The sequence below is a fragment of the Tepidimonas fonticaldi genome (genome assembly GCF_001675355.1).
Lineage (GTDB): Bacteria > Pseudomonadota > Gammaproteobacteria > Burkholderiales > Burkholderiaceae_C > Tepidimonas > Tepidimonas fonticaldi.
Map to the genome: position 1 here is coordinate 228,583 of NZ_LZDH01000045.1, position 26,175 is coordinate 254,757.

The window sequence follows — 26,175 nt, forward strand, 5'->3', positions numbered from 1 at the left end:
CGCTGCGGCACCCAGCGGCGGGGCGCCGTCACCACCGCTCGGCCCCCAGCGGGGGCGCCGCCATCGCCTCGCCGCCGTGCCGCGCCGGGTCGTAGCGCGCCAGTCGCTCTTCCAGCGTTGGCTCCGCCGGCAACGGTTCGATGACCACCCGCCCCTGTTCCACCGCCACGCGCACGCGCTGGTCGACGTGCAGCCGCGCCGCCCGTGCCACCGCTGCCGGCAGCCGCACGCCCAGGCTGTGTCCCCAAGCCTTGATCGATAGCACCGCTTCCACCATGGCATGTTCCTGCAAAGTTACAGTGTCGAAACCATAGAGCCAATCCCCGGGGTGTCAAGCGCCCCATGCCCGTCGGCGGATGGGCGCGTGTCGGAATTTTTCCGACAAGGGGCCTGACGGAGGCCGACACGCCGAACAGACACCTTCCGATTCAAGCAAAGGTGGCCGGTTTTCACAATCCTTTTCAACGAACCGACGCTTTTCGGGCTGTGTTAAACCCCCTGGCCCGGGGCGCGCCAACCGACGAAAAGGAGTGCTGCCATGACCGCCACCGCCGCCCTGAACGAGACCGACCGCGAGCAACTGCTGGCCGAGATCCGCGAGGCCAACCTGACCTACCTGATGCTCGCGCAGCGCCTGATCCGCGCCGACAAGGCCGAGGCCACCTTCCGCCTGGGCTTGAGCGAGGAATCGGCTGATCTGCTCGCCGCCCTGTCGCCGGCGCAGATCGTCAAGCTGGCCAGCCACAACACGCTGCTGTGCCGCTTCCAGGCGGACGACGACATGGTCTGGAAGCTGCTGACCAGCAGCCACGCCCCCCAGCGCTCGGTGGGCGAGGCCGCACAGCGCCTGCACGCCAGCATCCTGATGGCCGGGCGTCTCGCCAACGTCTGACCGTCGTCCGCTCACCCCTGACCTCCCTCGTCCGCCCGGAGTTCCGCCATGACCACCGCCGTCCGCAAGTCGTCCGCCCGCAGCATCGTCCACGAAAGCCGCGACATCGAGCGCGCCGTCGCCCTCATCGGTCTGGGCGCACGCCTGCAGGTGCTGGAGAGCGAGACCAACCTGTCGTACGAGAAGCTGCTGCGGCTGTACAAGGAGGTCACCGGCCGCTCGCCGAGCAAGGGGCAACTGCCGTTTTCCACGGACTGGTTTTTGGCTTGGCAGCCCAACATCCATGCCTCGCTGTTCGAGAACATCCGCCAGTCGCTGCTCAAGACCGTGGCGCTGGAGGGCATCGACGCCATCATGAAGGCCTACCGCCTGTACGAGGAGCAGATGCAGGTCTGCGGCATCGAGCCACTGCTGAGCTTCACCCGCGCCTGGCGGCTGAGCCGATTCATGGACGCGGGCATGCTGGTGCGCACGCGCTGCACCTGCTGCGGCGGGCACTTCGTCGCCGACCCCTACGTCAACGCCCGCCACTATGTGTGCGGCCTGTGCAAGCCGCCGGCGCGTGCCGGCAAGGGCCGTGCCGAAGGGGCGCTGCGCGTCGACGCCTGACGCCCCGCGGGCCGGCGCTACCATCGCGGGCATGTCCCGCTCCCGTTCCGCGGCGGCGCCGGCTGCGACCGCTTTGCCCGCTCCCGATGCGCTGCAGGCGCGCATCGAGTCCTTCGCCCGCCTGGACCGCGTCCACGCGGGCTCGCTGATCATCTCGGTCTTTGGCGACGCGGTGCTGCCGCGCGGCGCGCGCCTGTGGCTGGGCAGCCTGATCCAGTTGCTGGAGCCGCTGGGCATCAACGAGCGCCTGGTGCGCACGGCGGTCTACCGGCTGGTGCAGGACGGCTGGCTGGTCAACCAGGCCTGCGGCCGGCGCACCGACTACATGCTCACTGCCGCCGGGCGCGCCCGCTTCGAGGAAGCCTCGCGCCAGATCTATGCCGCGCGCGCCCCGCGCTGGGATCTGCACTGGCGGCTGCTGCTGGTCACCGGCGCGCTGTCGCCGCGCGACCGCGAGCGCCTGCGCCGGTCGCTGTTCTGGCAGGGCTATGGCGAGCTGCCGGGGGGCATCTTCGTCCACCCCAGCGCCGACGTGGGCGCGACCTTCGAGGCCTTGCAGGCCGACGGGCTGGGCGAACGCCGCGCCGACCTGCTGCCCCTGCGCGCCGAGCGCCTGCCCCTGCGCGGTACCGCCCCCGACCGCGACCTGGTGCGCCAGGCCTGGAACCTGGAGGCGCTGGCGGGCGACTACGCGGCCTTCGTGGCGCGGTATGCCCCACTGGTGGCGGAGCTGGAGGCGCACGCCCCCCCCGCACCCGCGCCGGCGTTTCTGGGGCGCACGCTGCTCATCCACGACTGGCGGCGCCTGCTGCTGCGCGACCCGCAGTTGCCCGAGGAACTGCTGCCGCGCGACTGGCCGGGCGAGCGCGCGCGCCACGTTTGCCGGCGCCTGTACCGGCTGCTGCTCGCCCCGGCCGAGCAGCACCTGGACGAGCGGCTGCACCTGGCCGACGGCCACGTGCCGGTCGCGGCCAACTGGCTGTGGCAGCGCTTCGAGCCCCAGGAGGACGAGTGCTCCCTGGGCGCACCGCGTTTGGCATGAGGGCGTGACCCTACTGCGGTGAGCGCCGCAGGGTTTTGAGGGTCGCAGGGTTTCGGGTAAACCCTGATGCGCACCAGGCCGGCTTTCATTGATACTAAATCGCAAACGCAGACTACGATTTTTGTATCACGATGAGCGCCGACGCCGCCCCTCCCCCCACCGACCCGCAGGCCCTGGCCGAAGCAGTCGGGGCCGCCATGTGGTCCCGCGACCACGCCACCCAGGCGCTGGGCATGCGCCTGGACGCCATCGCGCCGGGCCGGGCCGTGCTGTCCATGCCCGTGCGGCGCGACATGGTCAACGGCCACGCCATCTGCCACGGCGGCCTGATCTTCACGCTGGCCGACAGCGCCTTTGCCTACGCCTGCAACAGCTACAACCACAACACGGTGGCGTCGGCCTGCCACATCGACTTTCTGGCGCCGGCGCGCGAGGGCGACGTGCTGGAGGCCGAGGCCGTCGAACGCTCGCTGGCGGGCCGCACGGGGGTGTACGACATCACCGTGCGCGTGCGGGGCGGGCGCACCGTGGCCCTGTTCCGCGGCAAGAGCTACCGCATCGGCGGCGAGGTGATCGCCGGTCTGGCGCAGGCGGCCGATGGTGCCGCGTCCCGCGCGCGCTGATGCCGACACCGTTTCCCGAGACTTTGCCCAGGAGACCCCCGATGCCCGTCAAAGCCCCGCGCCCCGGCGATCTGGAGCCGATCGAGACTGCCAGCCGTGACGAGGTGGCAGCGCTGCAGCTCGAGCGCCTGAAGTGGAGCGTGCGCCACGCCTACGACAACGTGCCGCACTACCGCGCCAAGTTCGACGCCGCCGGGGTGCGCCCGGACGATCTGAAGACGCTGGCGGACCTGGCCAAGTTTCCGTTCACCACCAAGGCGGACCTGCGCGACAACTACCCGTTTGGCATGTTCGCCGTGCCGCGCGAGCGCGTGGCGCGTGTGCATGCCTCGTCGGGCACCACGGGCAAGCCCACCGTGGTGGGCTACACGCAGCGCGACATCGACACCTGGGCGAATCTGGTGGCGCGCTCCATCCGCGCCGCCGGCGGCCGCGCCGGCGACATCGTGCACGTGGCCTACGGCTACGGGCTGTTCACCGGCGGGCTGGGCGCCCACTACGGCGCCGAGCGGCTGGGCTGCACCGTCATCCCCATGTCCGGGGGGCAGACCGAAAAGCAAGTCCAGCTCATCATGGACTTCAAGCCCGACATCATCATGGTCACGCCGTCGTACTCCCTGGTGATCGCCGAGGAGTTCGAGCGGCTGGGCATCGCGCCGGATCAGATTCCGCTGAAGGTCGGCATCTTTGGCGCCGAGCCGTGGGGCGAGGGCATGCGCGCCGAGATCGAGCGCAAGCTCGGGCTGGACGCGGTGGACATCTACGGCCTGTCCGAGGTGATGGGCCCCGGCGTGGCCAGCGAGTGCATCGAGAGCAAGGACGGCCCGGTGATCTGGGAGGACCACTTCTACCCCGAGATCATCGACCCCGACACCGGCGAAGTCCTGCCCGACGGCGAGGAGGGCGAGCTGGTCTTCACCTCGCTGTCCAAGGAGGCGATGCCCATCATCCGCTACCGCACGCGCGACCGCACGCGGCTGCTGCCGCCCACGTCGCGGGCCTTCCGCCGCATGGGCCGCATCACCGGCCGCACCGACGACATGCTGATCCTGCGCGGGGTCAACGTGTTTCCGACGCAGATCGAGGAGCAGATCCTGCGCGTCGCGCAGCTGTCGGGCAACTACCTGCTGGTGCTCACGCGCGACGGCCATCTGGATCAGCTGGAGGTGCGCTGCGAGCTGCAGCGCCACCTGAGCGGGCGCCTGTCCGACGCCGAGCGCGCCGCGATCGGCCGCGAGCTGCAGCACCGCATCAAGACCTTCATCGGCGTCAGCACCCGCGTCACGGTGCTGGACGCCGACGCGCTGCCGCGCACCCAGACCGGCAAGGCCAAGCGGGTGCAGGACGACCGCCCCCGCACCGCCTGACGCCACCGCCCCTTCCGAGCCACCGGAGACCCGCCATGTACACCCAAGCGCTGAGCATCCCCGACCCCGCCGGCAAGGTCCAGCCGATCCAGCCGGACGAGCCGGCCGACAAGCTGGACGCCTTCCAGGCCCGCATCGACGCCGACGGCCGCATCGAGCCGCAGGACTGGATGCCCGAGGCCTACCGCAAAACGCTGATCCGCCAAATCAGCCAGCACGCCCACAGCGAGGTGGTCGGCATGCTGCCGGAGGGCAACTGGATCACCCGGGCGCCCAGCCTCAAGCGCAAGGCCATCCTGCTGGCCAAGGTGCAGGACGAGGGCGGCCACGGCCTGTACCTGTACTCGGCGGCCGAGACGCTGGGCGTCAGCCGCGCCGAGCTGATCGAGCAGCTGCTCACGGGCCGCGCCAAGTACAGCTCGATCTTCAACTACCCGACGCTGAACTGGGCCGACGTCGGCGTCATCGGCTGGCTGGTCGATGGTGCGGCGATCATGAACCAGATCCCGCTGTGCCGCTGCAGCTACGGGCCGTACGCGCGCGCGATGATCCGCATCTGCAAGGAGGAGAGCTTCCACCAGCGCCAGGGCTACGAGCTGCTGCTGACGATGATGCGCGGCACCGAGGCGCAGCGCCGCATGGTGCAAGACGCCGTCAACCGCTGGTGGTGGAAATGCCTGGCCATGTTCGGCCCGCCCGACAGCGCCAGCGTGCACAGCGAGCAGAGCATGCGCTGGGGCATCAAGCGCATCAGCAACGACGAGCTGCGCCAGAAGTTCGTCGACGCCACCGTGCCGCAGGCCGAGGTGCTGGGCGTGACACTGCCCGACCCGAAGCTGAAGTGGAACCCCGAGCGCGGCCACTACGACTTTGGCGAGATCGACTGGGACGAGTTCTGGCAGACCGTCAACGGCCACGGCCCCTGCAACAAAGAGCGCCTGGCCACCCGCGTCAAGGCGCACGAGGACGGTGCCTGGGTGCGCGAAGGCGCCCTGGCCCATGCCCGCAAGCGCCGCGAGCGCGATCTGAAGGCCGCCGCCTGAGCGCCGGCGCCCCGTCATCGACCCGAGCGACCCAAGGAGTCCCCCGATGAGCCAACCCGTCACCCCCGCGGGCGCGGATGCGTCCGCCAAAGCCACCCCGGCCCTCAAAGACTGGCCGCTGTGGGAAGTCTTCGTGCGCAGCAAGCAGGGCCTGGAGCACAAGCACTGCGGCAGCCTGCACGCCGCCGACGCCGAGCACGCGCTGCAGATGGCGCGCGACATCTACACCCGACGCCAGGAAGGCGTCAGCATCTGGGTCGTGCCCTCGGCGGCGATCGTCGCCAGCCGGCCCTCGGACAAGGGCGAGTTCTTCGAGCCCTCGGCCGACAAGATCTACCGGCACCCGACCTTCTACGAAATCCCCGAAGAAGTGGGGCACATGTGATGGACGCCGTGGCCACCGACACGACCGTGCTGGTCGACTATCTGCTGCACCTGGGCGACAACGCCCTGGTGCTGGGCCAACGCAACAGCCAGTGGTGCGGCGTCGGGCCCGTGCTGGAGGAAGATCTGGCGCTGGCCAACCAGACGCTGGATCTGATCGGCCAAGCCCGCCTGCTGTATCAGGAGATCGCCCGCCTGCAGGGGGGCGATGTCACCGAGGACACGCTGGCCTATTTCCGCGACGCGCCGGCGTTTCGCAACTATGTGCTGCTGGAGCTGCCCGCCAGTCTGGCGCGCGTCGGCTATGCGCAGGGCGACATGGACTGGGGCGTGACGCTGGCGCGCAACTTCCTGTACAGCGCGCTGATGGTGCCGCTGTGGGACGCGCTGCAGGGCAGCCGCCACGAGCCGCTGTCCGCCATCGCCGCCAAGTCGCTCAAAGAGGCGCGCTACCACCTGCGCCACGCCAGCGACTGGGTGGTGCGGCTGGGCGACGGCACCGACACCTCGCACGCGCGCATGCAAGCCGCCTTCGACCACCTGATGCCGTACACGCAGGAGTTCTGGACGGCGAGCGACTTCGAGCGCGCAGCGGTGGAGGCCGGCGTCGGCGTGGACGTGGCCGGTTTGCGGGATGTGTGGCGTGCCACCGTCGCCGCCACCCTGCAAGAGGCCACGCTGCGCGTCCCGTCCGATCAGGGGTATGTGCCCCAGGGCAAAAACGGCCTGCACTCCGAGCACCTGAGCTACCTGCTGGGCGAGATGCAGTCGGTCGCGCGGGCCCACCCTGGCGCGGTTTGGTGAATCCGGCCCCGGCCATGTCCACCGCCGCCCTGCCCGTGACCGCCGAGTCGATTGCGCGCGTGCGCGCCGCTCTCGACGGTCTGACGGACCCGGAAATCCCCGTCGTCACCCTGGCGGAGATGGGCATCCTGCGCGATGTGCGCCCCGCCGCCGACGATCCGGCACTGGTCGAGGTGGTCATCACGCCCACCTACAGCGGCTGCCCGGCCATGGGGCAGATCGAGGACGACGTGCGCGCCACCCTGCAGCGGCTGGGCGTGCCGGCCCGCGTGACCACGCAGCTCGCCCCTGCCTGGACCACGGACTGGATGACCGAGGCGGCGCGCGACAAGCTGCGCGCCTACGGCATCGCCCCCCCGGGCCGCTGCAGCGCCGAGGGCAGCGGCCCCGGCGAGCGCATCGTGCGCTTCGTGCCGCGCGCGCCCGAGCCGGTCGCCTGCCCGCGCTGCGGCTCCACCCGCACCCGCGAGGTGTCGCACTTCGGCTCCACCGCCTGCAAAGCGCTGTGGCAGTGCCTGGACTGCCGCGAGCCGTTCGACCACTTCAAACCCCATTGATCACCCACCGACCGTCGAGGGTTCCATGAGCGTTCCCCATTTCCACGAACTCACCGTCAAGCGCGTCAGCCCCGAGGCCGCCGGCTCCGTGGCCGTCACCTTCGACATCCCCGGCCCGCTGCGCGACACCTTCCGCTTCGAGCCCGGGCAGTACCTGACCCTGCGCACCCGCCTGGACGGGCAGGAGTTGCGCCGCAACTACTCCATCTGCAGCCCGCGCTCGCGCCTGGAACGCCAGGGCGAGCTGGAGGTCGGCATTCGGCCCGTCCAGGGCGGGCGCTTTTCCAACTGGGCGTCCACCGCGCTGCGGCCCGGCCAGCGGCTGGAGGTGATGCCGCCGGAAGGGCGCTTCACGGTCCAGCGCCCGCGCGCCCTGCACCGCGTGGGCTTTGCCGCCGGCTCGGGCATCACGCCCATCCTGTCCATCGCCGCCAGCACGCTGGAGGAGCAGCCCGAGTCCAAGTTCACCCTGGTCTACGGCAACCGGCGCACCGCGACCATCATGTTCAACGAGGCGCTGCAAGACCTCAAGGACCGCTACCCGGATCGCTTCACCATGATCCATGTGCTGTCGCGCCAGGCGCAGGAGGTGGACCTGCTGCAGGGCCGGCTGGACGAGGCCAAGGTGCGCGCCATCATGGACGCGCTGCTGCCGCCGGCCAGCATGGACGAGGTCTTCATCTGCGGGCCGGAGGCCATGATCCAGGCCACCGAGCAGGCGCTGCTGGCCGCGGGCGTGCCCGCTCAGCGCATCCGCACCGAGCGCTTCACCACCGGTGCCGCGCAGGCGGCCAAGGTGCAGGCCGACGTCGATGCCGCGGGCGGGCGCCGGCCGGCGCAGGCCGCCGCCCAGGCCATCGTGGTGCTGGACGGCAAGCAGCACGAGGTGCCCATCGGCGCCGGCGAGGCGGTGCTGGATGCGGCGCTGGAGGCCGGGCTGGACCTGCCCTACTCCTGCAAGGGCGGGGTGTGCAGCACCTGCCGCGCCAAGGTGCTGGAAGGCCGCGTGACGATGGAGCGCAACTTTGGCCTGACCGACGACGAGGTGGCACGCGGCTTCGTGCTCACCTGCCAATCGCACCCGGTGACCGAGCGCCTAGTGCTCAGTTTCGACGAGCGTTGACATGCACGATAGTGCATGTTACAACGAGCGACTGCTGACAGGCCCGCACCGCCGGCCGATTTCCCCACCCACTCGAGGAGACTTTTCATGACCCTGCGCAAACGCTTGCTCGCTTTGGTCGCCGTCGCCGGCCTGACCGGCGCCGCCTGGGCCGACATCACGGTCGGTGTCACCGTCTCGGCCACCGGGCCCGCGGCCTCGCTCGGCATCCCGGAGAAGAACACCATCTCCCTCATGCCCAAGACCATCGGCGGCGAAAAGGTCAACTACATCGTGCTCGACGACGCCAGCGACACCACCGCGGCCGTCACCAACACGCGCAAGCTGATCAGCGAAAACAAGGTCGACATCGTCATCGGCTCCACCACCACGCCCAACTCGTTGGCCATGATCGACGTCGTCGCCGAGGCGCAGGTGCCCATGATCTCCATGGCCGCCTCGGCGCGCATCGTCGAGCCGGTGGACGCCAAGAAGCGCTGGGTGTTCAAGACGCCGCAGAACGACATCCTGATGGCCATGGCGATCGCCACCCACATGGCCGACAACGGGGTGCGCAACGTGGCCTTCATCGGCTTTGCCGACGCCTACGGCGAAGGCTGGTACCAGGAGTTCGTCAAGGCCGCCGGCCTCAAGAAGCTGCAAATCGTGGCCAACGAGCGCTACAACCGCGCCGACACGTCGGTGACCGGGCAGGTGCTCAAGATCGTCTCGGCCCGTCCGGATGCGGTGCTGATCGCGGGCTCCGGCACCCCCGCCGCCCTGCCGCAAAAGACCCTGAAGGAGCGCGGCTTCAACGGCAAGATCTACCAGACCCACGGCGTGGCCAACAACGATTTCCTGCGCGTCTGCGGCAAGGACTGCGAAGGCACGCTGCTGCCCGCGGGCCCGATGCTGGTGGCCAGCCAGTTGCCCAACGACCATCCGGTCAAGAAGTCGGCGCAGGCCTATGTGCAGGCCTACGAAGGGGCGTACGGCCAGGGTTCGGTGAGCACCTTCGGCGGCCACGCCTGGGATGCCGGCCTGCTGCTCGCCGCCGCCGCGCCGGAAGCGCTCAAGAAGGCCAAGCCGGGCACGCCGGAGTTCCGCGCCGCCCTGCGCGATGCGCTGGAGGGTCTGAAGAACGTGGCCGGGGCGCACGGCATCTTCACCATGTCGCCGACCGACCATGCCGGTCTGGACCAGCGCGCCCGCGTGATGGTCAAAGTCGAAAACGGCACCTGGAAGTACGCGCCCTGAGCCGCCACCCCGGGCGCGTCGGCATCCCCGATGCCGCGCGCGCGGGCGTCCCGTTGACCTTGCCGGCGGCGCCAGCTGCCGGCGCTGTGGTGTGACCCCATGGATTTGCAAATCGCCCTGTTCCTGGGCCAGGACGGGATCATCAACGGCGCCATCTATGCCCTGATGGCGCTGGCGCTCGTGCTCGTGTTCTCCGTGACGCGGGTGATTTTCGTCCCGCAGGGGGAGCTGGTGGCCTACGGCGCGCTCACGATGGCCGTGCTGCAGGCCGGCGGCACCCCCGCGACCCTGTGGTTGCTGCTGGCCATGGCGGCCGCGACGCTGGCCGTGGAGGCGTGGCGCCAGCGGCGCGGTGGACAGGTGGACTGGTGGTCCACCGGCCTGTGGTGCGGCGTGCTGCCCGCGCTGGCGGCGCTGGCCGTCTGGTGGCAGCCGACCACGCTGGTGGGCAAGGCGCTGACCGTGCTGCTGCTGGTCACGCCCTTGGGGCCGTTGACCTATCGGCTGGCGTTTCGGCCGCTGTCGCACGCGACGGTGCTGGTGCTGCTGATCGTCTCGGTCGCGCTGCACGGCGTGCTCATGGGGCTGGGGCTGTGGTTTTTCGGCGCCGAAGGCTCTCGCACCCCGCCGTTCTCGGAGGCGCGGTTCGACCTCGGCAGCGTGCCCGTCAGCGGCCAGTCGCTGGTGGTGCTGGGCGTGACCGGGCTGCTGGTGCTCGCGATGTTCGTGTTCTTCGAGCGCACGCTGCTCGGCAAGGCGCTGCGCGCCACGGCCATCAACCGCGTCGGCGCGCGCCTGATGGGCATCCCGACCGAGCTGTCCGGCGATCTGAGTTTTGCCCTGGCGGCGCTGATCGGGGCGGTGTCCGGGCTGCTCATCGCGCCCATCACCACCATCTATTACGACACGGGCTTTCTGATCGGGCTCAAGGGCTTCGTCGCCGCGATCATCGGCGGTCTGGCCAGCTACCCGGCCGCCCTGTTGGGCGCGGTGCTGGTGGGGCAGCTCGAGGCCTTCGCGTCGTTCTGGGCCAGCGCGTTCAAGGAGGTGCTGGTGTTCACACTGATCATCCCCGTGCTGCTGTGGCGCTCGCTGCGCAGCCACCATGTGGAGGACGAGGAATGAGCGCCGAAACCCGCGCCCCCCACGTCGCCGCCGCCGCACCCGCGACCATTGGCGTCGGGGTATCGCCCCGCTGGGTGACGCTCGGCCTGGTGCTGGCGCTGGCTGCCGCCTGGGGTTTCCTGCCCGATTTCACCATCACCCTGCTCAACTACATCGGGTTGCATGCCCTGGTGGCGTTGGGGCTGGTCATGCTGACCGGCGTCGGGGGCATGACCTCGTTTGGTCAGGCCGCCTTCGTGGGCCTGGGGGCCTATGCGACGGCCTGGGTCTGCACATCGCCTGACGTGGCCGCCGCCCTGTCCGGCCTGCCCCCGGAGGTTTTGCCGTGGGTGGGGTTGGTCCTGGGGGTGGTACTGACCTTCGGGGTGGCCTGGGGGCTGGGCGCGGTGACGCTGCGCCTGGGGGGGCACTATCTGCCGCTGGCCACCATCGCCTGGGGGCTGAGCCTGTACTTTCTGTTTGGCAACTTGGGTTTTCTGGGCGGGCACACGGGGCTCACCGGCATCGCGCCGCTGACGCTGTTGGGCGTGTCGCTGGCCGATCCTCGGGCGCTGGGCATCCTGATCTGGGTAATTCTGCTGTTGGCGGTGTGGGCGCTGCACAACCTGCTCGATTCGCGCGAGGGGCGCGCCATCCGCGCGCTCAAGACTGGCCGCGTCATGGCCGAGTCCATGGGCGTGGACACGGCGCGCCTGCGCATCAAGGTGTTCGTGCTGGCGGCGCTGCTGGCTGCGGTGTCGGGCTGGCTGTATGCCCACCTGCAGCGCTTCGTCAACCCGACGCCGTTCAATTTGAACATCGGTATCGAATACCTGTTCATGGCGGTGGTCGGCGGCAGCGGGCACCTGTGGGGGGCGCTGCTGGGCGCAACGCTGATCGCCTTGCTCAAGGAGCAGTTGCAAGACTGGCTGCCCAAGCTGTTTGGCATGAGCGGCAATTTCGAGGTCATCGTCTTCGGCCTGCTGATGATGCTGGTGCTGCAGCGCTACGCGGATGGGCTGTGGCCCACGCTGGCCGGCTGGGCGCGCCGGGCGGGCGTGGTGTCCCCGCCGCGCAAGCTGCCGGCGCCGGCCGCCCTGCCGGGCCGTGCCCTGCCCGCCGTGGGCACGGTGCTCATCGAGGCGCGCGATGTCACCAAGCGCTTTGGCGGCCTGGTGGCCAACAGCCAGGTGTCGCTGGAGGTGCGCGCCGGCGAGGTGCACGCGCTGATCGGTCCCAACGGCGCCGGCAAGAGCACGTTCTTCAACATGATCTCGGGCGTGGACGACCCGACCGAGGGCGAGGTGCGGCTGCTGGGCCAGCCCATGGTCGGGCGACCCTCGCGGGACTTTGCCGCGCTGGGCCTGGGGCGCACCTTCCAGCACGTGCGGCTGCTGGGCCAGCGCAGCGTGCTGGACAACGTGGCGTTGGGCGCGCACCTGCGCGGGCGGCGCGGCTGGCTGGCCAGCATGCTGCGGCTGGATCGTCACGAGGAAGCCGCGCTGCTGGCCGAGGCCATGCGCCAGATCGAGCGCTGCGGGCTGGCGGAGCACGCGCACACGCCGGCCGGGTCGCTGGCCTTGGGCCAGCAGCGCATCGTCGAGATCGCCCGGGCGCTGGCGGGCCAGCCGGCGCTGCTGCTGCTGGACGAGCCGGCGGCCGGCCTGCGCCATCTGGAAAAGCAGGCGCTGGCGCGGCTGCTGGACCAGTTGCGCCGCGAGGGCCTGGGCATCCTGATCGTGGAGCACGACATGGAATTCGTGATGAACCTGGCCGACCGCATCACGGTGCTGGACTTCGGCACTGTGATCGCGCGCGGCACGCCGGCCGAGGTGCAGCGCGACCCGCGCGTGCTGGCGGCCTACCTCGGCGACGACGGTCTGGGAGGCACGGCATGAGCCCCGCCGAACGCCCGCCGCTGCTGCGCCTGCGCGGCTTTTCCGTCTCCTACGGGCCGGTGGAGGCGCTGCACCAGGTCGATCTGGACGTGCACGAGGGCGAGATCGTCACCGTCATCGGCCCCAACGGCGCCGGCAAGACCACGCTGCTCAACGCCGCGATGGGCCTGCTGCCGTCGCGCGGCGAACTGGCCGTGGCCGGCGAGGTGGTGCCGCGGCCCAGCGTCGAGCGCATGGTGGCGCGCCAAGTCGCGCTGGTGCCGGAAAAGCGCGAGCTGTTCGGCGAGATGTCGGTGGAGGACAACCTGCTGCTGGGCGGCTTTGCGCGCTGGCGCCGCGGGGACCGCACGCAGCGCGAGCGCATGGAGGAGGTGTTTGCGATCTTTCCGCGCCTGCGCGAGCGGCGCGCGCAGATGGCGGCGACGCTGTCCGGCGGCGAGCGCCAGATGCTGGCGATCGGCCGCGCGCTGATGGCCAGGCCCCGCCTGCTGATGCTGGACGAGCCGTCGCTGGGCCTGGCGCCGCTGATCGTGCGCGAGGTGCTGCAGACCGTGGCGCGGCTGCGCGAGGTCGGCGTGTCGGTGCTGCTGATCGAGCAGAACGCCCGCGCCGCGCTGCAGATCGCCGACCGTGGCTACGTGCTGGAGATGGGCGCGATCGCCTTGCACGGAGCGGCCGAGGACCTGCTGCACGACCGCCGCATCGTCGAGACCTACCTGGGCTTGGGTGGCCACCGTGCTGCCGAGCCGGCCACCCCGTCCACCGCGGCCGCCTGACGCCCCGACCGCTGCGCCCGCACCGGGCCCGGTGTGGCGCGGTGCCCCGAATCTTTCTGTTTTCGAGTGAGAGCACGATCCCGATGAACGACATTCCCGCCCTGCAGAGCTACATCGCCGGCCGTTGGCTCGGCCAGACCCCCGCGCAGACGCTGCGCAGCGCCGTCAACGGCCGCCCGGTGGCGGCCACGCACGCCGAGCCGATCGACTTTGCCGAGGCGCTGGCGCACGCACGCCGGGCGCAGGCGGCGCTGCTGCGGCTGGACTTCCAGCAGCGCGCGGCACGGCTGAAGGCGCTGGCCAAGCACCTGATGGAGCGCAAGGAGGCGCTGTACGCCGTCTCCGCCCACACCGGCGCCACGCGCCAGGACGGCTGGATCGACATCGAGGGCGGCATCGGCACGCTGTTCGCCTACGCCAGCCTCGGCAGCAACGAACTGCCGAGCGGCAACCTGCTGCACGAGGGGCCGGTGGTGCCGCTCGGCAAGCAGGGGCACTTTGCCGGTACGCACATCCTGGTGCCGCGCGCGGGCGTCGCGGTGCACATCAACGCCTTCAACTTCCCCGTCTGGGGGCTGCTGGAGAAGTTCGCGCCGACCTTCCTGGCCGGCCTGCCGTGCATCGGCAAGCCCGCCACCGCCACCAGCTACCTGACCGAGGCGCTGGTGCGCCTGATCGTCGAGAGCAACCTGCTGCCCGATGGCAGCCTGCAGCTCGTCATCGGCGGCACCGGCGACCTGCTGGACCGGCTGGAGGGGCAGGACGTGGTCACCTTCACCGGCAGCGCCGACACCGCGGCCAAGCTGCGCGCGCACCCCAACCTCGTGCGCCAGTCGATCCCGTTCAACGCCGAGGCCGACTCACTCAACAGCGCCATCCTCGCCCCCGACGTCACGCCGGACGACGAGGAGTTCGACCTCTACGTCAAGGAGGTGGTGCGCGAGATGACCGTCAAGGCCGGCCAGAAGTGCACCGCGATCCGCCGCGCGATGGTGCCGCGCCGCCACCTGGACGCGGTGGCCGAGCGGCTGCGCGCGCGGCTGGCCAAGGTGGTGGTGGGTGACCCGGCGCTGGAGGGCGTGCGGATGGGGGCGCTCGCCTCGCACGCGCAGCAGCGCGACGTGGCCGAGCGCGTGGCGCTGCTGCGCGCCGGCGCCGAGGTGGTGTGGGACGGCGGGCCGGACTTCGCGCCGCTGGGCGACGGCACCGCGCAAGGGGCGTTCTGCGCGCCGACGCTGCTGCTGGCGCGCGACCCGCACGGCCACGCCGCCGTGCACGAGGTGGAGGCGTTCGGCCCGGTCAGCACCCTGCTGCCGTACGACGACCTGGACGAGGCGCTGGCCCTGGCCGCGCGCGGGCGCGGCAGCCTGGTGGCCACGCTCGTGACGCGCGACCCGCAGGTGGCCGCGCGCGCGATTCCGGTGGCGGCCGCGTGGCACGGCCGGCTGCTGGTGCTGGACCGCGAGGCGGCGGCCGAATCCACCGGCCACGGCTCGCCGCTGCCGCACCTCAAGCACGGCGGCCCCGGGCGCGCCGGTGGCGGCGAGGAGCTGGGCGGCCTGCGCGCCGTCAAGCATTACCTGCAGCGCACGGCGGTGCAGGGTTCGCCGACGATGCTGACGGCCGTCACCGGCGAATACGTGCGCGGCGGCGCGCGCCTCGAGACCGAGGTGCACCCGTTCCGCCGCCACTTCGAGGATCTGCGCATCGGCGAGAGCCTGCTGACGCACCGCCGCACCGTCACCGAGGCCGACATCGTCGCCTTCGGCGGCATCTCCGGCGACTATTTCTACATGCACTTCGACGAGATCGCCGCCAAGGACTCGCCGTTTGGCCGCCGCATCGCGCACGGCTACTTCGTGCTGTCGGCGGCGGCCGGGCTGTTCGTGTCGCCGGCGCCGGGGCCGGTGCTGGCCAACTACGGGCTGGAGACGCTGCGCTTCGTCAAGCCGGTGGCCATCGGCGACACCATCCAGGCGCGCCTGACCTGCAAGCGCAAGATCGACCGCGCCAAGACCGACGCCCAGGGCCGCGGCCAGGGCGTGGTGGCGTGGGACGTGGAGGTCACCAACCAGCACGGCGAGCTGGTGGCCAGCTACGAGATCCTGACGCTGGTGGCCAAGCGCGCCTAAAGCTTCCTTGAGCGGCGGGCGTGCGCCGGCAGGCGCGCCCCGCTCCGTGTTCCTTTTCCGACGAACCCCTTTCCGGACCCCTGGCCATGACCCATGCCTTCATCTGCGACGCCATCCGCACCCCCTTTGGCCGCTACGGCGGCGCCCTCTCCAGCGTGCGCGCCGACGACCTGGCCGCCAAGCCGATCGCGGCGCTGATGGCGCGCCACCCGCGCGTGGACTGGGGCGCGCTGGACGACGTGATCCTGGGCTGCGCCAACCAGGCCGGCGAGGACAACCGCAACGTCGCGCGCATGGCCGCGCTGCTGGCCGGGCTGCCGGTGGAGGTGCCGGGCGCCACCGTCAACCGCCTGTGCGGCTCCGGGCTGGATGCGGTCGGCAGCGCCGCGCGCGCCATCCGCGCCGGCGAGGCCGAGCTGATGATCGCCGGCGGCGTCGAGAGCATGAGCCGCGCGCCGTTCGTGATGCCGAAGGCCGAGACGGCGTTCGCCCGGACGAATGCGGTCTACGACACGACGATCGGCTGGCGCTTCGTCAACCCGCGCATGCAGGCGCTGCACGGCACCGACTCGATGCCGGAGACGGCGGAGAACGTCGCCGCGGAGTTCGGCATCGCGCGCGAGGATCAGGACCGCTTTGCGCTGGCCTCTCAGCGCAAGGCGCTGGCGGCGCAGCAGGCCGGCGTGCTGGCGCAGGAGATCGTGCCGGTGACGATCCCCTCCCGCAAGGGCGAGCCGACCGTGGTGGCGCACGACGAGCACCCGCGCGAGACGACGCTGGAGGCGCTGGCCAAACTGAAGGGCGTGGTGCGGCCCGACGGCACCGTCACCGCCGGCAACGCCAGCGGCGTCAACGACGGCGCCTGCGCGCTGATCGTGGCCAGCGAAGCCGCCGCCGCGCGCCATGGCCTGACCCCGCGCGCGCGCGTGGTCGGCATGGCGGTGGCGGGCGTGCCGCCGCGCATCATGGGCATCGGCCCGGCGCCGGCCACGCGCAAGGTGCTGGCGCGCACGGGCCTGACGCTCGAGCAGATGGACGTGATCGAGTTGAACGAGGCGTTCGCCGCCCAGGCGCTGGCGGTGCTGCGGCTGCTGGGCCTGCCGGACGACGACGCGCGCGTCAATCCCAACGGCGGCGCGATTGCGCTGGGCCACCCGCTCGGCGCCAGCGGCGCGCGGCTGGTGACGACCGCCGTCAACCAGCTGCACCGCAGCGGCGGGCGCTACGCGCTGTGCACCATGTGCATCGGCGTCGGGCAGGGCATCGCGCTGGTGCTGGAGCGCGTCTGAGCGGCGGCTGCGCCGTGGTTGCCAGGGGTTACTGGGCCTGGCTACCGGGGCAGCGCCAAATGCACCTTGATTGCATCCTCAACGGCCAGCATGTCCGACAGGGATAGCGTGCCAAGCTGACTCTTGAGCCGCGACTTGTCCGCGGCCATGATCTGGTCGGCCATCGCCTTGCTGCTTTGCCCGCCGACTGTCACGATGGCCTCGCCGGGATACTGCCGTCCGGTGTTGCTGGTCACAGGCACCACGACCACGCGAGAGAGGTGTCGGTTGGCCGCGTCGTTGCTCACGATCACGGCCGGGCGCGTCTTGCGGATTTCGCTGCCAACGGCCGGGTCGAACTCGACCCACCACACTTCACCGCGCTTCATCGGTCATGTCGGCGGCGATGCCATTGCACCATTCCATCGCCTCGGCCTCGCGCGCCTTGTCGGCCGCCATCGCGCGGTAGCCTTCGTCGAGTGCCGTATCCAGCACATGGGGACGCAGCAAGTCCTCGATGAACTGGCTCATCTTGCGCCGCCCCACCCTCCGGCACAGGCCCTCATAGACCGCTTCATCGAGCGTGATCGTCATCTTCCGGTGCATATGCGCCCCCCAAAACACCAAATACGTGTTGCATTGTGCCTGCGGGCGATCCCGCTGCGCAACGGTTGCGCTCGAGCCCTCCATGGCCGTCAATGCTTCGGGTACATGGCGGGGACAAAGACAATGTAAAAAAAGAACCCCGACCTAAAGGGCCGGGGTTGCAAGCCTTTTGCTGTCACACACAAAGGCACCCGCTCAGGGAGGAAAAGCGGGGAGCCGCGCGAACGGCTCAGGACGAAATTTACCACAAGCTGACAGCGAATCCAACACAAAGTCGTAAAAAAGCCACTCGAAAGCCGACGAGCGGACTAGCTATCACTGTTGCCATTTCTGGACTGGAGCTCGAAGCGCAGCAGCCGGCATTCGATGGGGCCGTTGAAGAGCGGCACGCGCCGGCTGGCCTGCAGCCGCAGGCGGCGGGGCAGGTCCCGGTCGGGGGTCAGCACCCAGGCGGTCCAGCCGCCAAAATGCGTTTTCCAATGGGCGGCCAGCCGCTCGTAGAACACGTCGGCACCCAGCCCGCCCGCGACTCCCGCGGCTTCGATGCGTTCGCCATACGGCGGGTTGAGCAGCAGCACCCCGGGGCGGGCCGTGGGCGGCAGGCGCTGCAGGGCGTCGCCCCCGCGGAACTCCACCGCCGCCCCGACGCCGGCGCGCTCGGCGTTGCGCCGCGCAAAATCGACCATGCGAAACGCCACATCGCTGCCGTAGGCCAGCGGCGGATGACCGGCGGGCCAGGGGCGTTCGTGCGCGCGCGCCTGCTCGCGCAGCGCCGCCCAGCGGGCGGCATCGTGGGGCAGCAGCCGCTCGAACGCAAAGCGCCGTTGCCGCCCCGGGGCCTGCCGCAGCGCGATCTGCGCAGCCTCGATGACCAGCGTGCCGCTGCCGCAGCAGGGGTCGAACAGCGGCACCGGCTCGCCGTTGGCGTCGGCGCCAGTCCAGCCGGTGGCGGCGATCATGGCGGCGGCCAGCGTTTCCTTGAGGGGGGCGTCGCCTTTGTCGGTGCGCCAGCCGCGTTTGAACAGCGGCTCGCCGCTGGTGTCCAGCGACAGGGTCAGCCGATCGGTGGTCAGGTGGGCGTACAGACGCACATCCGGGTGCGCGGTGTCCACGCTGGGCCGCGCACCGCAGCGCGCGCGCAGCCGGTCGCAGACGGCGTCCTTGACGCGCAAGGCGGCGAAGTTGAGGCTGCGCAGCGGGCTGCGCTGGGCGGTCACCTCGACTTTGATGGTGCGCGCGGGGGTGAACCACGCCTCCCACGGCACGTCGGAAGCGGCGGCGTACAGGTCGTCCTCGTGGCGGTAGGGGCCCTCCCACAGGCGCACCAGCACGCGCTGGGCGATGCGGCTGTGCAGGTTGAGGCGCAGCACCGTCTCCCAGTCGCCGCGCAGGCCGACACCCGTGCGGCCCACGTGCAGGGCGTCGGTGGCCTGGCCGGTCAAGCGGGCGACTTCGTCGGCCAAAAACGGGGCGCTGCCGCCGGCGCAGGGCAGAAACAGATCGAATACGGGCATGGGGTTACAGGGTTTTGCGCAGGCTGGCGGTGGGGATGCGCAGGGCCTCGCGGTATTTGGCCACGGTGCGCCGCGCGCATTCGATGCCCTGTTCCTTGAGCAAATCCGCGAGCTGGCTGTCGCTCAGCGGCTTGCGCGGATCCTCGGCGGCGATCATTTGCTTGATGAGGGCGCGCACGGCCGTGCTGGAAGCGTTGCCGCCGGCGTCCGTGCCCAGGCTGGAGCCGAAAAAATACTTCAGCTCGAAGGTGCCAAACGGGGTGGCCATGTATTTGGCCGTGGTGACGCGGCTGATGGTGGACTCGTGCAGGCCGAGTTCGTCGGCAATGTCGCGCAGCACCAGCGGCCGCATGCCCACTTCGCCGTGCAGGAAGAAGCTGCGCTGCCGCTCGACGATGGCGCGTGCCACGCGCAAGATGGTGTCGAAGCGCTGCTGCAGGTTTTTGATGAACCAGCGGGCCTCCTGCAGCCGCTGTTGCAGGTCGCCGCCGCGCAGGCCCCGCAAGGCCTGCGCATACAGGTCCGACACGCGCAGCCGTGGCAGCACGGCGGGGTTGAGCTGCACGTCGAACTGCGCCCCCTGCACGGTGACGATGACGTCGGGCACGATGATTTGTCGCTCCGCGTCGGCGAAGCGCCGGCCGGGCTTGGGCTCCAGGCGGGTCAGCAGCGCCAATCCCGCGCGCAGGGCCGCGTCGTCCAAGCCCGTCGCCTGGGCCAGCCGACGCATGTCGCGCCGGGCGATCCATTCGATGGGCTGCTCGCACAGGGCCAGCGCGGCGCGCGCCTCGGGCGTGTTGGGCTGCTCCAGGATCTGCAGGCGCAGGCATTCGGCCAGATGGCGCGCGCCCACGCCTGCGGGTTCCATCGCCTGCAACCAGCCGAGCGCGCGCCGCAGCAGCGAGGCGAGCTCGTCCCGGCGCTCCTCGCCCCCCGAATCCCCGGCGGCCCGGACCTGCTGCCACAGGGCGTCCGTGAGGTCCTCCAGGGGCTCGGTCAGGTAGCCGTCGTCGTCCAGCGACTCGATCAGGAAGTACAGCGCCGCGCGCTCGTCGTCGTCCAGGTGCAGCGCGAGCGCCTGGCGGTGCAGGTGATCCTGCAGACGCTCGGCGCAGCGCGCCAGCTCGGCCGCCGGGCCGCGCTCGTCGTCTTCTTGGCGGCCGTCGCGGTCGATGCCAGGCCCCTCCCAAGACCAGTCGGCGGCGGCCTCGCCACCATCACCGGACTCCTCCGTGCTCCACCCGCCGGCGTCTTCGTCCAGGCGGGCCGGCCAGTCCGTCGCGGCGTCGGGGGCCGTGCCGTCGATCAGGGTGACGGTGTCGGGCAGGCCGCCGTCCTCGGGCGCCGCGCGGGCATCGCCGGCGGCCGCCCCGCCGGGCTCGGGGGGGTCATCGGCCGCGTCGTCCTCGGCGCGTTCGAGGAAGGGGTTGTCGGCCAGCATCTGCTCGACCTCCTGTGCCATCTCCAGCGTGGAGAGCTGGAGCAGCCGGATCGACTGTTGCAGCTGGGGCGTCAGGGTCAGGTGCTGCGAGACGCGCAGCGCGAGGCCGGGTTTCATGCGCGCTAGAGGCGGAAGTGCTCGCCCAGGTAGACCCGGCGCACCTCGGCGTTGTCCACGATCTCGGCGGGCGTGCCGCGGGCGAGGACCCGCCCTTCGCTGATGATGTACGCCTGGTCGCAGATGCCGAGCGTCTCGCGCACGTTGTGGTCGGTGATCAGCACCCCGATGCCGCGCGCCTTCAGAAAACCGATGATGCGCTGGATCTCGATGACCGCGATCGGGTCGATGCCTGCAAACGGCTCATCCAGCAAGATGAAGCGCGGTTGCGCGGCCAGGGCGCGCGCGATCTCGACGCGTCGCCGCTCACCGCCCGACAGCGCGGGGGCGGGCGCGCCGCGCAGATGATCGACGTGCAGTTCTTCCAGCAGGGCGTCCAGGCGCGCGCGCAGCACGGGCTCCGGCAGGGGGCGGCCTGCCTCGTCGTGTTGCAGCTCCAGCACGGCGCGGATGTTCTGTTCGACCGTCAGCTTGCGAAAGATCGACGCTTCCTGCGGCAGATAGCCCAAGCCCAGCCGCGCACGGCGGTGGATGGGCAGGTGCTCCACCCGCTGTTCGTCGATCCACAGCCGCCCTGCGTCGGCCCGCACCAGGCCGACGATCATGTAAAACGACGTCGTCTTGCCCGCTCCGTTGGGCCCCAGCAGCCCCACCACCTCGCCGCTGTGCACCTGCAGCGACACGTCATGCACGACGGTGCGGCGGCCGTAGCGCTTGTGCAGGCCCTCGGCACGCAGGCAGGTGGCGGGCGTCGCGGTCACGGGCGGCGCTCCAGGCGGTCGCTCGGGGTCAGGGTGGGGGCGGGGGTGTCCGGTGCGGGCTGGGTGGTCGCGGGGTCGGCGCCGCGCGGCGTCAGCAGCGCGCGCACCCGGCCGCCCGGGTTGTCGGGGGTGGACTGCCCGCGATCGCCGTCCACGGTGAAGGTGTCGTTGCGGTTGTCGTACACGATGACGGCGCCGCTGGTGCGGTCGTTCAGCACCGCGCCGCGGTAGCGGCGCAGCTCGGCACGGCCGCGGAAGGTCACGCGGTCGGCCTGCCCGTCGTATTCGATGCGCTCGGCCTCGCCTTCGATGTACTCGTCCAGCCCGTCGCGCTTTTGGCGGTAAAAGGCGCGCTGCGAGGCGTCGCCCAGCGCGATGCCGAACTGTTGCCCCTGATCGTTCTGGCGCACCTCGACCTGGTGGCCGCGGATGCGGATCGTGCCCTTGGTGATGACCACCCGGCCGGTAAAGACGCTGACCTGGCGGGCGTCGTCGTAGCGCAGCGCATCCGCCTCCACGTTCATGGGGGCGCTGCGGTCGGCGCGCTCGGCATGCACCGGCGCCCCCAGGCCGAGCAGGGCGGCGGCGATCAGGGTGGCGACAGGGGCAGCCCAGGGGCGCGGCGGTGGGGATGCGGCAGGCACGGAATTTGCTCCTTGCGGTGCACCGATTGTGCCACGACTGGCCCCGCCCCCCGCGGTGGCGGGCGGTTTACGCTTGGCGCACGCGCGCGATCAAGGCATCGGCCACGACCAGCGTGCGGGCCGCCTGACCCGGCACGATGAAGCGGCCCGCAATGCCCAGCGACGGGGTGGCCTCGACCTCGTAGGCGTCTTGCAACTGCAGGGCGCGCTTGACCTTGCCGCTCACGCCAAAGGACTGGTAGGTCTGTGTGAACGCCTGCCGGTCCAGCCCCTGTTTGGCGGCCCAGGCCGCCACGGCGTCGAGCGAGTTGAAGCGCTCGCGCTCCTCGTGGATGGCTTTGAAGGCCTTCTCGTGCAGATCGCCCAGGCGGCCCATGGCCTCGAGCGTGAAATACAGCCGCTGCATCGGCTCGAACGCGGCGTTGAAGCCGACCGGCACCCGGCGCACCACGATTTCCTTGGGCAGCTTGCGCATCCAGGCGGTCATCAGCGGCTCGAAGCGGAAGCAATGGATGCAGCTGTAGGCAAAGAACTCCAGCACCTCGACCTGACCGGGGCCGGTGTCCACCGGGGCCGGCTTGTTCAGGCGCCGGTAGTCGGTGCCTTCGCGCAGGCCGTCCTGGGCTTGGGCGAAGGCGGCGGGCAGGGTGGCGGCGGCACCAAGGCCGAGCAGGGTGGCGTGGAAGTGACGGCGTTGCATGGGCGTCTGACGGTGACGGGTGTTGCGATGACCGTTGGATGGGCGCGCGCGGCGGTGGTTCCTGGGCGCGTCAGCGCTGCACGCGCACCAGGGCGGTGTCGATCTGCTTGGCGCGCAAGCGCTCCTGCATCACCTCGGCTTCCACCTTGTTGCCAAACGGCCCCAGCCGCACACGGTAAATGCGCTGGCCGGCCTGCTCGCGCTCGCTGACCTTGGCGTCGAAACCGAGCAGCGCCAGGCGCGCGCGCTGGGCCTCGGCCTCCTCCGCGTTGCGGAAGGCGCCGGCCTGCACGAAGTAGTTGAAGGGATCGGCCGCGGCCGCCGTGGCGTCAGACTCGCCCGCCGCCGGCTGGGGCGTGCCGGCCCGCTGCCGGATCAGGTCCGCGATCGGGTCGCGCCCAGACTCGCCCTTGGCAGCCTCGCCCTTGCCCGTTTCGGCCTTGGCATCGCCGCGGGGGGCCTCGTCCTGCGGGGCCTCGGCCGCGGGGGGCGCGTCGGTGGCGGTGCCGGCCGCTTCGCCGCGGCCCGAGGGCTTGGCCGACGACAGGCCGGCGTTCGGGTTCCAGCTCTTGAGCCGCTCGGCCTCGGTCTCGGGGTGGGTGGGCTTGCGCTGGATTTCGCGGTCCACCAGGGGGATGGGCACTTTGGTGACGTACACGGCCACCGCCAGGGCGATGCCGATACCGATCACCAGCCCCAGCACGAAGCCCAACAACGTGCCGCCCCGCTGGCCGGCGGAAGGATGGCGCGAGAAAGCGGTGAGGGACGCCATGGGCGCGGACTCCAAGGGGATGGGCGGCGAGCTTACATCGACTCGGGCGCATCCACGCCCAGCACGCGCAGCCCGCTGCGCAGCACCTGCGCCGTGGCGGCCACCAGCGCCAGCCGGGCGCGCTTGACGGCCTCGTCATCGACCAGGATGCGCTCGGCGTCGTAGTAGCTGTGGTAGGCGGCGGCCAGCTCGCGCAGGTAGAAGGTGATGTCGTGCGGTGCGAAGTCGGCGGCGGCGGCCGTCAGCACCTCGGGGTAGCGGCCCAGTTGCAGCATCAGCGCCTGGGCGGCCGGGGTGTCCAGCGGCGCCAGGTCGGCCTCGACCAGTGCGGCCGGGTCGCCCCCCTGGCCGCGCCACTGCGCCAGCACCGAGCAGATGCGCGCATGGGCGTACTGCACGTAATACACCGGGTTGTCGTTGTTTTGCTGGATGGCCAGATCGACGTCGAAGGTGTACTCGGTGTCGGGCTTGCGGCTGAGCAGGAAGAAGCGCACCGCGTCCTTGCTGGTCCACTCGATCAGGTCGCGCAGCGTGACGTAGCTGCCGGCGCGCTTGCTGATCTTGACCTCCTGCCCGCCGCGCATGACGCGCACCATGGTGTGCAGCACATAGTCGGGGTAGCCGGGCGGAATGCCGACGCCCGCAGCCTGCAGGCCGGCGCGCACGCGGGCGATGGTGCCGTGGTGGTCGGTGCCCTGGATGTTGATGACCTTGGTGAAGCCGCGCTCCCACTTGGTGATGTGGTAGGCCACGTCCGGCACGAAGTAGGTGTACGTGCCGTCGGACTTGCGCATCACGCGGTCCTTGTCGTCACCGTAGTCGGTGGTGCGCAGCCACAGCGCGCCGTCGCGTTCGTAGGTCTTGCCGGCGTCGATCAGGCGCTGCACGGTCTGCGCCACGCGGCCGCTGCTGTACAGGCTGGACTCCAGGTAGTACTGGTCGAAGCGCACCTGGAAGGCCTGCAGGTCCAGGTCCTGCTCATGCCGCAGGTAGGCGACCGCAAACTGGCGGATGCCGTCCAGGTCTTCCACGTCGCCGCTGGCGGTGAAAGCCCGGTCGTCGGCCTGGACGGTCTTGCGCGCCAGAAAATCGTCGGCGATGTCTTGAATGTAGTCGCCGTTGTAGGCGGCTTCGGGCCACTGCGGATCGCCGGGGCGGATGCCCTTGGCGCGCAACTGCACCGAGCGCGCCAGCGTCTCGATCTGCACCCCGGCATCGTTGTAGTAGAACTCGCGGTGCACCTGCCAGCCCTGGGTCTGGAACAGGTTGCAGATGGCATCGCCCAGGGCGGCCTGCCGGCCGTGGCCCACGTGCAGCGGCCCCGTCGGGTTGGCCGAGACGAACTCCACCATCAGCCGCTGCCCGTTGGGTGGGCGGTGCCCGTAGCGCTCGCCCGCCGCGAGCACCTCGCGCACCACCGATTGCTTGGCGGCGGGCTTCAGGCGCAGGTTGATGAAGCCGGGGCCGGCGATCTCCAGCGCGGCCACCCAGCGCTCGAACGCGGGCTGGGCCTGCAGGCGCTCCACCAGGGTCTGCGCGACGGCGCGCGGGTTGGTGCCCAGCGGCTTGGCCAGTTGCAGGGCGGCCGTGATGGCCAGGTCGCCATGGGCGGCGGCCTTGGGTTGCTCGAAGACGGCGCGCGCCGATGCGCCGGGGAGCAACGCCTCCAGCTCGGTCGCAAGCGCGCCGAGCAACTCGGTCTTGACGGTTTGCATGGGGGGGGATTGTAGGATCCCGGGGTGCGCCCTCAGTACTGTCAATACCGTCAATACCGTCAACGCCGCGCTCCCCGCTGCGCCGCCAGCACGCACAGCAGGTCGCAGGCCACGTGGGCGGCGGCCAGCGCCGTCAGGTCGGCGTGGTCGTACGGGGGGCTGACCTCCACCACGTCCATGCCAATCAGGTTCAGCGGCACGAGGCCCCGCACGATCTGCAGCGCCTGCGCGCTGGTGAGTCCCCCGGCCACCGGCGTGCCGGTGCCGGGCGCGAAGGCCGGGTCCAGGCAGTCGATGTCGAACGTCACGTAGGCCGGCCGCGGCCCGACGATGGCCAGGATCCGCTGCAGCGCCCAGTCGGCGCCGCGCGCATGCACCGTCGGCGCGTCCAGCACGTGCAGGCCCATGAAGTCGTCGTTCCAGGTGCGGATGCCGATCTGCACCGAGTGCGCCGGGTCGATCAGCCCTTCGCGCACGGCCTTGTAGAACATCGTGCCGTGGTTGAGCGAGTCCGGCGCGTCGTCCGGCCAAGTGTCGCAGTGGGCGTCGAAGTGGACCAGCGCCAGCGGTGCGCCGAAGCGCTCGGCGTGGGCCTGCAGCAGCGGGTAGGTCACGTAATGGTCGCCGCCGAAGGTCAGCATGCGCGCGCCGCTGGCCAGGATGCGCCGCGCGTGGTCGCGGATCGCGCCGGGGATGGTGTGCGGCCGGTGCGCGTCCAGCCAGCAGTCGCCGGCGTCGATCACCGCCAGCGTCTCGAACGGGTCGAACCCCCACGGGAAGGGCTTGAGCTCCGCGAGCTGGACGCTGGCGGCGCGGATCGCCGCCGGCCCGAGCCGCGCCCCGGGCCGGTAGGTGGTGGCCAGATCCAGTGGGATGCCGCTGACGACGACGTCGGCGCCGTCCAGCGCCCTCGTGTAGGTGCGGCGCATGAAGCTCAGCACGCCGGCGTAGGTCATCTCCGGCCAGGAGCCGAGCAGGCCCGGACGGCGGATGGCGCCGTCGCCGGCGGGCGGCGCCTCGGGCGGGGTGGGGCGGGTGTCCATCGGC

The 26,175-nt window shown here is 70.9% G+C and carries 27 protein-coding genes; 16 read left to right on the top strand and 11 right to left on the bottom strand.

Translation table 11 applies throughout. From position 1 onward, the window contains the following. Positions 1-28: 28 nt before the first annotated feature. Positions 29-277: an AbrB/MazE/SpoVT family DNA-binding domain-containing protein gene (locus tag A9O67_RS05215; protein WP_068608305.1), complete on the bottom strand. Its 249-nt coding sequence runs from the start codon at positions 275-277 to the stop codon at positions 29-31. 261 nt (positions 278-538) lie between these two features. On the opposite strand from A9O67_RS05215, the gene flhD reads away from it, so the two are divergent. The 16 genes from flhD to pcaF all read left to right on the top strand — a co-directional run bounded on the left by flhD (position 539) and on the right by pcaF (position 16,879). Further along, a complete protein-coding gene (gene flhD, locus A9O67_RS05220; RefSeq protein WP_068608075.1) occupies positions 539-892 on the top strand; it encodes a flagellar transcriptional regulator FlhD in 354 nt (117 codons plus the stop codon). Between the two features lie 48 nt (positions 893-940). Beyond that, a complete protein-coding gene (gene flhC, locus A9O67_RS05225) occupies positions 941-1,501 on the top strand; it encodes a flagellar transcriptional regulator FlhC (RefSeq protein ID WP_068608078.1) in 561 nt (186 codons plus the stop codon). 31 nt (positions 1,502-1,532) lie between these two features. Beyond that, on the top strand, positions 1,533-2,543 hold the full coding sequence (paaX, locus tag A9O67_RS05230) for a phenylacetic acid degradation operon negative regulatory protein PaaX (protein ID WP_082955377.1): 1,011 nt from the start codon (positions 1,533-1,535) through the stop codon (positions 2,541-2,543). A 131-nt stretch (positions 2,544-2,674) separates the two neighbouring features. Next, positions 2,675-3,166, top strand: a complete 492-nt coding sequence (gene paaI, locus A9O67_RS05235) for a hydroxyphenylacetyl-CoA thioesterase PaaI (protein ID WP_068608081.1) — start codon at positions 2,675-2,677, stop codon at positions 3,164-3,166. Between the two features lie 41 nt (positions 3,167-3,207). Beyond that, on the top strand, positions 3,208-4,533 hold the full coding sequence (gene paaK / locus A9O67_RS05240) for a phenylacetate--CoA ligase PaaK (RefSeq protein ID WP_068608084.1): 1,326 nt from the start codon (positions 3,208-3,210) through the stop codon (positions 4,531-4,533). A gap of 35 nt (positions 4,534-4,568) precedes the next feature. After that, positions 4,569-5,576, top strand: a complete 1,008-nt coding sequence (gene paaA / locus A9O67_RS05245; protein WP_068608086.1) for a 1,2-phenylacetyl-CoA epoxidase subunit PaaA — start codon at positions 4,569-4,571, stop codon at positions 5,574-5,576. A gap of 46 nt (positions 5,577-5,622) precedes the next feature. Then, on the top strand, positions 5,623-5,961 hold the full coding sequence (gene paaB, locus A9O67_RS05250) for a 1,2-phenylacetyl-CoA epoxidase subunit PaaB (RefSeq protein ID WP_068608088.1): 339 nt from the start codon (positions 5,623-5,625) through the stop codon (positions 5,959-5,961). Continuing rightward, positions 5,961-6,764, top strand: coding sequence for a 1,2-phenylacetyl-CoA epoxidase subunit PaaC (gene paaC / locus A9O67_RS05255; protein WP_068608090.1), 804 nt, complete (start codon positions 5,961-5,963; stop codon positions 6,762-6,764). Before paaB ends, paaC begins: the two co-directional genes overlap by 1 nt. Positions 6,765-6,778: 14 nt before the next feature. Beyond that, complete coding sequence (gene paaD / locus A9O67_RS05260; protein WP_068608092.1) at positions 6,779-7,321, top strand: 1,2-phenylacetyl-CoA epoxidase subunit PaaD; 543 nt, start codon at positions 6,779-6,781, stop codon at positions 7,319-7,321. 25 nt (positions 7,322-7,346) lie between these two features. Further along, positions 7,347-8,444, top strand: a complete 1,098-nt coding sequence (gene paaE, locus A9O67_RS05265) for a 1,2-phenylacetyl-CoA epoxidase subunit PaaE (RefSeq protein ID WP_068608094.1) — start codon at positions 7,347-7,349, stop codon at positions 8,442-8,444. An 87-nt stretch (positions 8,445-8,531) separates the two neighbouring features. Next, on the top strand, positions 8,532-9,680 hold the full coding sequence (locus A9O67_RS05270) for an ABC transporter substrate-binding protein (RefSeq protein ID WP_068608096.1): 1,149 nt from the start codon (positions 8,532-8,534) through the stop codon (positions 9,678-9,680). Between the two features lie 99 nt (positions 9,681-9,779). Next, on the top strand, positions 9,780-10,805 hold the full coding sequence (locus A9O67_RS05275; protein ID WP_068608098.1) for a branched-chain amino acid ABC transporter permease: 1,026 nt from the start codon (positions 9,780-9,782) through the stop codon (positions 10,803-10,805). Beyond that, positions 10,802-12,682 (top strand): branched-chain amino acid ABC transporter ATP-binding protein/permease, encoded by a 1,881-nt coding sequence (locus A9O67_RS05280; RefSeq protein ID WP_082955378.1) that lies wholly within the window; start codon positions 10,802-10,804, stop codon positions 12,680-12,682. The genes A9O67_RS05275 and A9O67_RS05280 overlap by 4 nt, the downstream gene beginning before the upstream one ends. After that, on the top strand, positions 12,679-13,458 hold the full coding sequence (locus tag A9O67_RS05285) for an ABC transporter ATP-binding protein (RefSeq protein ID WP_068608099.1): 780 nt from the start codon (positions 12,679-12,681) through the stop codon (positions 13,456-13,458). Before A9O67_RS05280 ends, A9O67_RS05285 begins: the two co-directional genes overlap by 4 nt. Before the next feature lie 83 nt (positions 13,459-13,541). Further along, complete coding sequence (paaZ, locus tag A9O67_RS05290) at positions 13,542-15,590, top strand: phenylacetic acid degradation bifunctional protein PaaZ (protein WP_068608100.1); 2,049 nt, start codon at positions 13,542-13,544, stop codon at positions 15,588-15,590. Positions 15,591-15,676: 86 nt separating this feature from the next. Continuing rightward, positions 15,677-16,879: a 3-oxoadipyl-CoA thiolase gene (gene pcaF / locus A9O67_RS05295; RefSeq protein ID WP_068608102.1), complete on the top strand. Its 1,203-nt coding sequence runs from the start codon at positions 15,677-15,679 to the stop codon at positions 16,877-16,879. A 41-nt stretch (positions 16,880-16,920) separates the two neighbouring features. On the opposite strand, the gene A9O67_RS05300 is transcribed toward pcaF, so the two are convergent. From A9O67_RS05300 to speB, 10 genes are all read right to left on the bottom strand, one after another. Further along, on the bottom strand, positions 16,921-17,247 hold the full coding sequence (locus A9O67_RS05300) for a type II toxin-antitoxin system PemK/MazF family toxin (protein WP_068608104.1): 327 nt from the start codon (positions 17,245-17,247) through the stop codon (positions 16,921-16,923). Continuing rightward, positions 17,234-17,452 carry an addiction module antitoxin gene (locus A9O67_RS05305; protein ID WP_231960220.1) on the bottom strand — a complete coding sequence of 73 codons (219 nt, stop codon included), beginning with the start codon at positions 17,450-17,452 and terminating at the stop codon, positions 17,234-17,236. The genes A9O67_RS05300 and A9O67_RS05305 overlap by 14 nt, the downstream gene beginning before the upstream one ends. Positions 17,453-17,772: 320 nt before the next feature. Continuing rightward, positions 17,773-18,978, bottom strand: coding sequence for a THUMP domain-containing class I SAM-dependent RNA methyltransferase (locus A9O67_RS05310; RefSeq protein WP_068608109.1), 1,206 nt, complete (start codon positions 18,976-18,978; stop codon positions 17,773-17,775). A gap of 4 nt (positions 18,979-18,982) precedes the next feature. Then, the gene (gene rpoN / locus A9O67_RS05315; protein ID WP_068608112.1) at positions 18,983-20,536 is read right to left on the bottom strand and encodes an RNA polymerase factor sigma-54; all 1,554 of its coding nucleotides are present in this window, start codon (positions 20,534-20,536) and stop codon (positions 18,983-18,985) included. Between the two features lie 5 nt (positions 20,537-20,541). Further along, the gene (gene lptB, locus A9O67_RS05320) at positions 20,542-21,297 is read right to left on the bottom strand and encodes an LPS export ABC transporter ATP-binding protein (protein ID WP_068608114.1); all 756 of its coding nucleotides are present in this window, start codon (positions 21,295-21,297) and stop codon (positions 20,542-20,544) included. Then, complete coding sequence (gene lptA / locus A9O67_RS05325; protein WP_231960224.1) at positions 21,294-21,941, bottom strand: lipopolysaccharide transport periplasmic protein LptA; 648 nt, start codon at positions 21,939-21,941, stop codon at positions 21,294-21,296. The genes lptB and lptA overlap by 4 nt, the downstream gene beginning before the upstream one ends. Positions 21,942-22,008: 67 nt before the next feature. Beyond that, entirely contained in the window at positions 22,009-22,641 is a 633-nt protein-coding gene (locus A9O67_RS05330) for a thiol:disulfide interchange protein DsbA/DsbL (RefSeq protein WP_068608116.1), read from the bottom strand. Between the two features lie 70 nt (positions 22,642-22,711). Then, positions 22,712-23,413 carry an SPOR domain-containing protein gene (locus A9O67_RS05335; protein ID WP_068608118.1) on the bottom strand — a complete coding sequence of 234 codons (702 nt, stop codon included), beginning with the start codon at positions 23,411-23,413 and terminating at the stop codon, positions 22,712-22,714. A 32-nt stretch (positions 23,414-23,445) separates the two neighbouring features. Beyond that, a complete protein-coding gene (argS, locus tag A9O67_RS05340) occupies positions 23,446-25,128 on the bottom strand; it encodes an arginine--tRNA ligase (RefSeq protein WP_068608119.1) in 1,683 nt (560 codons plus the stop codon). A 59-nt stretch (positions 25,129-25,187) separates the two neighbouring features. Then, complete coding sequence (gene speB / locus A9O67_RS05345) at positions 25,188-26,171, bottom strand: agmatinase (RefSeq protein ID WP_068608121.1); 984 nt, start codon at positions 26,169-26,171, stop codon at positions 25,188-25,190. Positions 26,172-26,175 lie beyond the last annotated feature (4 nt).

Bases quoted from the DNA above. Each gene is read 5' to 3' on its own strand.
- argS (WP_068608119.1), bottom strand. From the start codon at position 25,128: ATGCAAACCGTCAAGACCGAGTTGCTCGGCGCGCTTGCGACCGAGCTG.
- A9O67_RS05275 (WP_068608098.1), top strand. From the start codon at position 9,780: ATGGATTTGCAAATCGCCCTGTTCCTGGGCCAGGACGGGATCATCAAC.
- speB (WP_068608121.1), bottom strand. From the start codon at position 26,171: ATGGACACCCGCCCCACCCCGCCCGAGGCGCCGCCCGCCGGCGACGGC.
- paaX (WP_082955377.1), top strand. From the start codon at position 1,533: ATGTCCCGCTCCCGTTCCGCGGCGGCGCCGGCTGCGACCGCTTTGCCC.
- paaZ (WP_068608100.1), top strand. From the start codon at position 13,542: ATGAACGACATTCCCGCCCTGCAGAGCTACATCGCCGGCCGTTGGCTC.
- A9O67_RS05335 (WP_068608118.1), bottom strand. From the start codon at position 23,413: ATGGCGTCCCTCACCGCTTTCTCGCGCCATCCTTCCGCCGGCCAGCGG.
- A9O67_RS05215 (WP_068608305.1), bottom strand. From the start codon at position 277: ATGGTGGAAGCGGTGCTATCGATCAAGGCTTGGGGACACAGCCTGGGC.
- paaK (WP_068608084.1), top strand. From the start codon at position 3,208: ATGCCCGTCAAAGCCCCGCGCCCCGGCGATCTGGAGCCGATCGAGACT.
- paaA (WP_068608086.1), top strand. From the start codon at position 4,569: ATGTACACCCAAGCGCTGAGCATCCCCGACCCCGCCGGCAAGGTCCAG.
- A9O67_RS05305 (WP_231960220.1), bottom strand. From the start codon at position 17,452: ATGACGATCACGCTCGATGAAGCGGTCTATGAGGGCCTGTGCCGGAGG.
- A9O67_RS05330 (WP_068608116.1), bottom strand. From the start codon at position 22,641: ATGCAACGCCGTCACTTCCACGCCACCCTGCTCGGCCTTGGTGCCGCC.
- paaC (WP_068608090.1), top strand. From the start codon at position 5,961: ATGGACGCCGTGGCCACCGACACGACCGTGCTGGTCGACTATCTGCTG.
- A9O67_RS05280 (WP_082955378.1), top strand. From the start codon at position 10,802: ATGAGCGCCGAAACCCGCGCCCCCCACGTCGCCGCCGCCGCACCCGCG.
- A9O67_RS05310 (WP_068608109.1), bottom strand. From the start codon at position 18,978: ATGCCCGTATTCGATCTGTTTCTGCCCTGCGCCGGCGGCAGCGCCCCG.
- A9O67_RS05285 (WP_068608099.1), top strand. From the start codon at position 12,679: ATGAGCCCCGCCGAACGCCCGCCGCTGCTGCGCCTGCGCGGCTTTTCC.
- paaB (WP_068608088.1), top strand. From the start codon at position 5,623: ATGAGCCAACCCGTCACCCCCGCGGGCGCGGATGCGTCCGCCAAAGCC.
- A9O67_RS05300 (WP_068608104.1), bottom strand. From the start codon at position 17,247: ATGAAGCGCGGTGAAGTGTGGTGGGTCGAGTTCGACCCGGCCGTTGGC.
- pcaF (WP_068608102.1), top strand. From the start codon at position 15,677: ATGACCCATGCCTTCATCTGCGACGCCATCCGCACCCCCTTTGGCCGC.
- paaD (WP_068608092.1), top strand. From the start codon at position 6,779: ATGTCCACCGCCGCCCTGCCCGTGACCGCCGAGTCGATTGCGCGCGTG.
- flhD (WP_068608075.1), top strand. From the start codon at position 539: ATGACCGCCACCGCCGCCCTGAACGAGACCGACCGCGAGCAACTGCTG.
- paaI (WP_068608081.1), top strand. From the start codon at position 2,675: ATGAGCGCCGACGCCGCCCCTCCCCCCACCGACCCGCAGGCCCTGGCC.
- A9O67_RS05270 (WP_068608096.1), top strand. From the start codon at position 8,532: ATGACCCTGCGCAAACGCTTGCTCGCTTTGGTCGCCGTCGCCGGCCTG.
- paaE (WP_068608094.1), top strand. From the start codon at position 7,347: ATGAGCGTTCCCCATTTCCACGAACTCACCGTCAAGCGCGTCAGCCCC.
- flhC (WP_068608078.1), top strand. From the start codon at position 941: ATGACCACCGCCGTCCGCAAGTCGTCCGCCCGCAGCATCGTCCACGAA.
- rpoN (WP_068608112.1), bottom strand. From the start codon at position 20,536: ATGAAACCCGGCCTCGCGCTGCGCGTCTCGCAGCACCTGACCCTGACG.